5 protein-coding genes are annotated in these 5,856 nt (G+C 59.5%); 1 reads left to right on the top strand and 4 read right to left on the bottom strand.

Features of this window, described 5'->3' with window-relative positions:
• The 4 genes from ASE60_RS19720 to ASE60_RS19705 all read right to left on the bottom strand — a co-directional run.
• A partial coding sequence (locus tag ASE60_RS19720) for a sulfatase-like hydrolase/transferase (protein WP_244495673.1) occupies positions 1-284 on the bottom strand: 284 nt, incomplete at its 3' end.
• A 160-nt stretch (positions 285-444) separates the two neighbouring features.
• Entirely contained in the window at positions 445-861 is a 417-nt protein-coding gene (locus tag ASE60_RS19715) for a response regulator (RefSeq protein ID WP_057252247.1), read from the bottom strand.
• A gap of 78 nt (positions 862-939) precedes the next feature.
• The gene (locus tag ASE60_RS19710; protein WP_112997375.1) at positions 940-1,581 is read right to left on the bottom strand and encodes a response regulator transcription factor; all 642 of its coding nucleotides are present in this window, start codon (positions 1,579-1,581) and stop codon (positions 940-942) included.
• Positions 1,578-3,461 carry a HAMP domain-containing sensor histidine kinase gene (locus ASE60_RS19705; RefSeq protein WP_057252245.1) on the bottom strand — a complete coding sequence of 628 codons (1,884 nt, stop codon included), beginning with the start codon at positions 3,459-3,461 and terminating at the stop codon, positions 1,578-1,580. Before ASE60_RS19705 ends, ASE60_RS19710 begins: the two co-directional genes overlap by 4 nt.
• Positions 3,462-3,790: 329 nt before the next feature.
• On the opposite strand from ASE60_RS19705, the gene ASE60_RS19700 reads away from it, so the two are divergent.
• Positions 3,791-5,458 (top strand): arylsulfatase, encoded by a 1,668-nt coding sequence (locus ASE60_RS19700; protein WP_057252244.1) that lies wholly within the window; start codon positions 3,791-3,793, stop codon positions 5,456-5,458.
• The last annotated feature ends 398 nt before the right edge of the window (positions 5,459-5,856 follow it).

Raw genomic sequence — 5,856 nt, 5'->3', positions numbered from 1 at the left:
ATCAAAGCGGCGCGCGACGGCGTGCAGGATGGCTCGACCAGGAACTGCGTCAGCCGCAGGCCCTCTGCGGCGAGCTGGTCGATGCGCGGCGTCGGCGAGCCGCGCAGCTCCCCGCCGCCGTAGACGCCGATGTCGCCGTAGCCGACGTTGTCGGCGAGAATGAACAGGATGTTTGGCGCCGATTGCTGCGCAAATGCGGTTTCGACAAGCAACGAAGGAGCAATGAGACAGGAGCCGATCGCCAATGCTTCGCGCATTCGCCGCCAAAATCTGAGCCATTTCATGCTGCGTCTCCACGTGTTGGCTATCGATCCGAAACGCCGCAACGTTAGCGTCTGATCGCCGCTCCTATTGCCTGCCGCGATGCACTCTCCGTTGCCCTCATGTCATGCGCCAAAATACAACCCCTGCCTATCGCCCCTTGGAGAAGCGGGTCCAACCTCTTCAATCGCCTGACGAAGCGGTTAATGCTCTGTTGACGGCGCTGATCAACAATTCGGCTGGGAACGGCTTGTGCAGATACGCCACGCAGCCCGACTTGACTGCCTCCAGTTCCAGCGCCTCATCCTCCACGGCGGTTATGAAGATGACCGAGAGATTGACACCGGAGGCCTTGAGGCGGTGCCAGAGCTCGACGCCGGACATGCCACCCAAGTGGATATCGAGCACCACACAGCCAATCCGGCTTGCATTGGCACGCCTGAGAAAGGCCTCCGCGGACGAATGTCCTTCGGTCGCAAAACCATTTGCGTTCAACAATCGTTCGACGCTCCTGCGCATGCTCGGATCGTCTTCGACGACAGCGACGGTGCGGGGTGGGCTTTCCAATTGACGCCTTTCTGGAGCCAATGCGAAAAGCATGACCAGCCCCGATCATGACGATATGACCGACGTCGAGGGCTGGCTATTGTCCTTTGGTGAAGCGGTCCGTTCTGTGAGCTACCGTCGCAGCGGATCCGCCGTGGCATCGACAAGCCCTAGTCTCTCGGCGATCGACACCGTCTCCGCCAGCGACCGCGCCCCCAGCTTTTCCATGACGTTGTGACGGTGTGCCTTGACCGTCCGTTCGGAGGTACCGAGCGCATAGGCAATCTGCTTGTTGAGCTTGCCCCGGACGATCAGGCCAAAAACTTCGAGTTCCCGCGGCGTCAGGTTCGCCAGACGCGCCCGGAGTCCATGAATGCGATCCTGCTCGCGACACCGTGTTTCGCATCGGTGCAACGCCCGCTCGACGGCCTCCAGCAGCGCCTCCCTCGGGGCCGGCTTCTCCAGGAAATCCTCAGCGCCAGCCTTCATCGCTCGAACGCTTGCCCTGATGTCGCCTTGCCCCGTCAGAAACACGATCGGTAGCAGCGGCGCTTTCTCGGCCAACCTATCCTGCAGCTCCAGCCCGCTTAGGCCAGGTAGACCAAGGTCGAGTAGGACGCAGCCATGTTCGCAGTCCGGAAATTGCGCGAGAAACTGATCGCCGGATTCATAGAGAGCCACGCGGAAACCGGACGCCCAAAGCAGCCTTCCAACTGCGGTGCGGAAGGATTGGTCATCATCGATGATATGAACGACGGGTTCCAATTGCTTCACCCACTTCGTGCGAGAGGTAGCACAATGCGGAAAACTGCTCCGCCTTCCGGGCGGTTGGCCGCCCAGATCTTGCCGCCGTAGGTCTCGACTATCGCTCGCGCGATGGAAAGCCCAAGCCCTGTCCCGGCGGGCTTTGTAGTATAGAACGGCTCGAAAACACTGGCGAGTTGTTCGTCGGGGATGCCGCTGCCCGTATCGGAAATCGACAGCTCCACCTTGGATTCCCTCGTCAGCGTTGTCTCAAGCATCAGCCTCCTTTCAGCCGTCACCACGTCCACCATTGCGTCCATCGCGTTGGTCGCGAGGTTGAGAATGACCTGCTGGACATGAACCTTGTCGGCTCGCACCGGCAGCTCCCGTGGGGCATGGTTGGAACTGACAACAACGCCTCTTCGCGCGGCCTCGCCGTGGAGGATCCTTATCGCGCTCGTCGTCACGTCATTGAGATCGAACTCCTGCCAATCGATCTCGCCGCGTTTCTTAAGCAGACCCCTCATCCGGGAAATGACGTCATGTGCGCGCTGATCGTCGTCCTGAATGTCAACAAGGATCTGCTCGATCAGCTTGAGATCGGGCCGCTCGGACTGAAGGATGACTGCCGCCGCCTCGGCATTGCTGCGGATGGCACCCAGCGGCTGGTTGAGTTCGTGGGCGATCGATGCGGAGAGCGCGCCGGCGGTCGCGGACTGGTTGAGATGAACCACTTCGAGGAGACGAAGGCGTGATTCGGTCTCCGCGGCCCGGCGGCGGCGGCGTTCGACAAGGAGTCCGAAGATGACGGTGCCCTGTGCCGTGATGACGGCAAGTGCGGTGACTGTGGCGAGCCAGTACTGTTCCCAGAAGGTCGGCTCTTTGAACGTCTGGATTGCGCCCGGAGGAAGGTTCTTCTGCGACAACCCCCAGCGTTGGAGCTGCCTCGCGTCTGCGACATAGGTTTGGGGGGACTCGCGACTGGAAACGGGCTTGCCAGCAATGGCATCCAGTGCGAGGTCGGCCACGGTCTTTCCCAGCGACTCGAACGTGACCACGCTGCCCCCGACGACACCGTAGTCGATATAAGTGAGATACGGACCGTAAATCGGGGCGTTGGCAGTCTCCGAAATCTGTTTGACCGCTTCGCGCGGAACGAAATTGCGGCCGTCGCGATCCTTGAAGATCGTTAGCGCCAGGACGATGCTGTCACTTGGAAATTCGGCGGCCCGCCTGGTGAACTCGTCGATCGTCAAGTCCTCCAGATAGGTCGTCTCGTAATCCCTGGAGAAAGCCGCAAGATCGGCCCGCGCTGTGGCGAGCCACGAACGGTCGAATTCTGATGAGCCCCCGATAATGAAGAGATGACGCGCCGCCGGCTGGAGTCCGCGCGCCATCTCCGCAGTCTTGACGATGTGAAACTCGCTGAAGGCTCCGACCACATCGCTGGGCAGGCCCATTTCTTCGGCGGTGGATCTGCTGAAGCCGGCGACGATTATCCTTGCACCGTCCGCAAGGTTCTTGCGGTTCGCAGAGATGAACCGCGCCGATTCTTCGCCGAGCGCAATCACCACATCAGGGCGACGATCCGCATACTTGGCCGAAAGATATCCGGACATTCGGCCGACGTGCTCCGACTCCGGAAATCTCGAAAGATCGAGAAATTCGGAGAAGAGATCGATCCTTCCTTTGGTCGCGTCGAGCAGACGCGTCCTCACGGCCTCTCCGGCCGCGGTCGTCGCGGCTATTCGTTCGTCATATGGGTAGAGAATGAGAACACGTGGATCCCGGCCCACGATCTCCTTAGACGCGGATGGCACCGCAGCAATCGATACAAGAAATATGCAGCAGAGAGCCGCTCGCCACCCGAGCCGGCGCGATCGTATCTTCCAATTGCGCACCAAGCCCATCCCTTGCCCCGAGAAGCTCATCGACAAATAGCAAAGCCGCGTCGCCCTTACAACTCACCCAATGGAGTCAAGAAGATCACAATCTGTAATGGTTGCCCCAAGGTACAATATCGCTGCGGCTCGCCGTTCGGTAGGGTGCTCGCCACGAGTGTCGTTCGTAACCCGCACGGAGGCTCGGGGTGGATGCCGTTCCGATCGAAAGGCGTCAGAATTTCGATATTGCTCCAGTTGTTTCGATTGATTTTGAGTGAGTAAGCGCACCGCGGCGTTTGTCTCCGTGCGCCTGGGTGAAGCACCGTTCGACCGGAGATCTCAACGGAGGACTCGAAATGAAGCGTAGGATCATCTGCGGTGTTGGAGCATTGGCTGCTTCAACCGTTCTCTGGTGTACCGCATTCCCCCTGCAAGCCCAGGAAGCACAAACGAAGCCCAACATTCTCTTCATCGTCTCCGACGACACGGGCTATGGCGATCTGGGTCCCTATGGCGGCGGCGAAGGTCGCGGCATGCCAACTCCTAGCATTGACCGATTGGCCGACGAAGGCATGACGTTTTTTTCCTTCTATGCCCAGCCAAGTTGCACGCCTGGCCGCGCAGCCATGCAGACCGGGCGCATTCCGAACCGCAGCGGGATGACCACCGTGGCCTTCCAGGGCCAGGGTGGTGGTCTGCCGGCAGCCGAATGGACGCTTGCGTCCGTTCTAAAGCGAGGCGGCTACCAAACCTATTTCACCGGCAAATGGCATCTTGGCGAGGCAGACTATGCGATGCCCACCGCACAGGGCTACGACGAAATGAAATATGTCGGCCTTTACCACCTCAACGCCTACACCTATGCCGATCCGACCTGGTTCCCGGACATGGATCCGGAACTCAGGGCCATGTTCCAGAAGGTGACCAAAGGAGCGCTGTCCGGCAAAGCCGGCGGGCCGGTGACCGAGGACTTCAAGATCAACGGCCAGTACGTCGACACGCCGGTGATCGACGGCAAGGAGGGCGTTGTCGGCATCCCCTATTTCGACGGTTATGTCGAAAAGGCGGCACTCGAATTCCTTGATGCGGCTGCCAAGAAGCCCGATCAACCGTTCTTCATCAACGTGAATTTCATGAAGGTGCACCAGCCGAACCTTCCTGCTCCCGAGTTCCAGCACAAGTCCCTATCGAAGAGCAAATATGCGGACTCAGTCGTGGAACTCGACACGCACATCGGCAGGATCATGGACAAGCTCCGTGAAACCGGTCTCGACAGTAACACCCTGGTCTTTTACACGACGGACAACGGAGCCTGGCAGGACGTTTATCCGGATGCCGGATATACGCCGTTCCGCGGCAGCAAGGGCACTTTGCGCGAGGGCGGCAATCGCGTTCCCGCGATCGCCGTGTGGCCCGGCAAAATCAAGCCGCGGGCAAAGAATCACGACATCGTCGGCGGCCTCGATCTTATGGCGACATTCGCCGCAATTGGCGGGGTGCCGCTGCCCGATAAGGACCGGGAAGACAAGCCAATCATCTTCGACAGCTATGACATGTCGCCGATCCTTCTTGGCAACGGCAAGTCTGCGCGCAAATCATGGTTCTACTTTACCGAGAACGAGCTCTCCCCCGGAGCGATTCGCGTCAACAACTACAAGTTCGCGTTCAACATCCGTGGCGATGACGGAGCCTCGACCGGTGGGCTGGCTGTCGACTCGAACCTCGGCTGGAAGGGCGCGGAGAAATATGTCGCCACCGTGCCTCAGGTGTTTGACCTGTGGCAGGACCCGCAGGAGCGCTACGACATTTTCATGAATAACTTTACCGAGCGGACCTGGATGGGCGTGGTCATGGGTGAAGAATTGAAGAAGATCATGGCCACCTACGTGGAATACCCTCCGCGCAAGCTGCAAAGCTTTGGATACACAGGTCCGCTCACGCTTTCGAACTATGAGCGCTTCCAGTGGGTTCGCGAGGAGCTTGCAAAGGGAGGCGTGAACATTCCCTTGCCGACCGGCAATTGACCTTCGCGCGGCGGCCCTGGGCAAACTGGGGCCGCCACTTTCGTCCTGTCGGCGGATTCCAGAACGCGCAGGCAGCGAGACGAGTGGCGTTCGCATAGGCAGCGATTACGTGAACTGGGCGTAATTCCAATTTCAACGGATAGCAGACGCGAATGCTCCGGCGTCCTTCCGGCGCATCCGTCAATACAAGGTTTTAAACGCGCACGCCGAATTTCGATGGGTTGCCCTCTCATGCGTCCGGGTGAAAACCACCGAACGGAAGATGTGTATTCACCGGAGGAGCTGAAAATGATCCGCAAGAGCCTTAGTTACAGTCTCGGTGCGTTGACGACTGTGGCGTTTCTCTGGGGCGCGATCGCCCCGGCGCAAGCTCAGGAGACGAGAAAGCCGAACATCCT

The organism is Ensifer sp. Root278 (assembly GCF_001429285.1).
Taxonomy (GTDB): domain Bacteria; phylum Pseudomonadota; class Alphaproteobacteria; order Rhizobiales; family Rhizobiaceae; genus Ensifer.
The sequence above is the reverse complement of the archived record's forward strand: the minus strand, read 5'-3'. Positions and strand labels throughout refer to the sequence as shown.

What these genes read in the sequence shown, in the direction of transcription:
- ASE60_RS19715 (WP_057252247.1), bottom strand. Translation starts at nt 861, where the DNA reads ATGCTTTTCGCATTGGCTCCAGAAAGGCGTCAATTGGAAAGCCCACCC.
- ASE60_RS19705 (WP_057252245.1), bottom strand. Translation starts at nt 3,461, where the DNA reads ATGGGCTTGGTGCGCAATTGGAAGATACGATCGCGCCGGCTCGGGTGG.
- ASE60_RS19700 (WP_057252244.1), top strand. Translation starts at nt 3,791, where the DNA reads ATGAAGCGTAGGATCATCTGCGGTGTTGGAGCATTGGCTGCTTCAACC.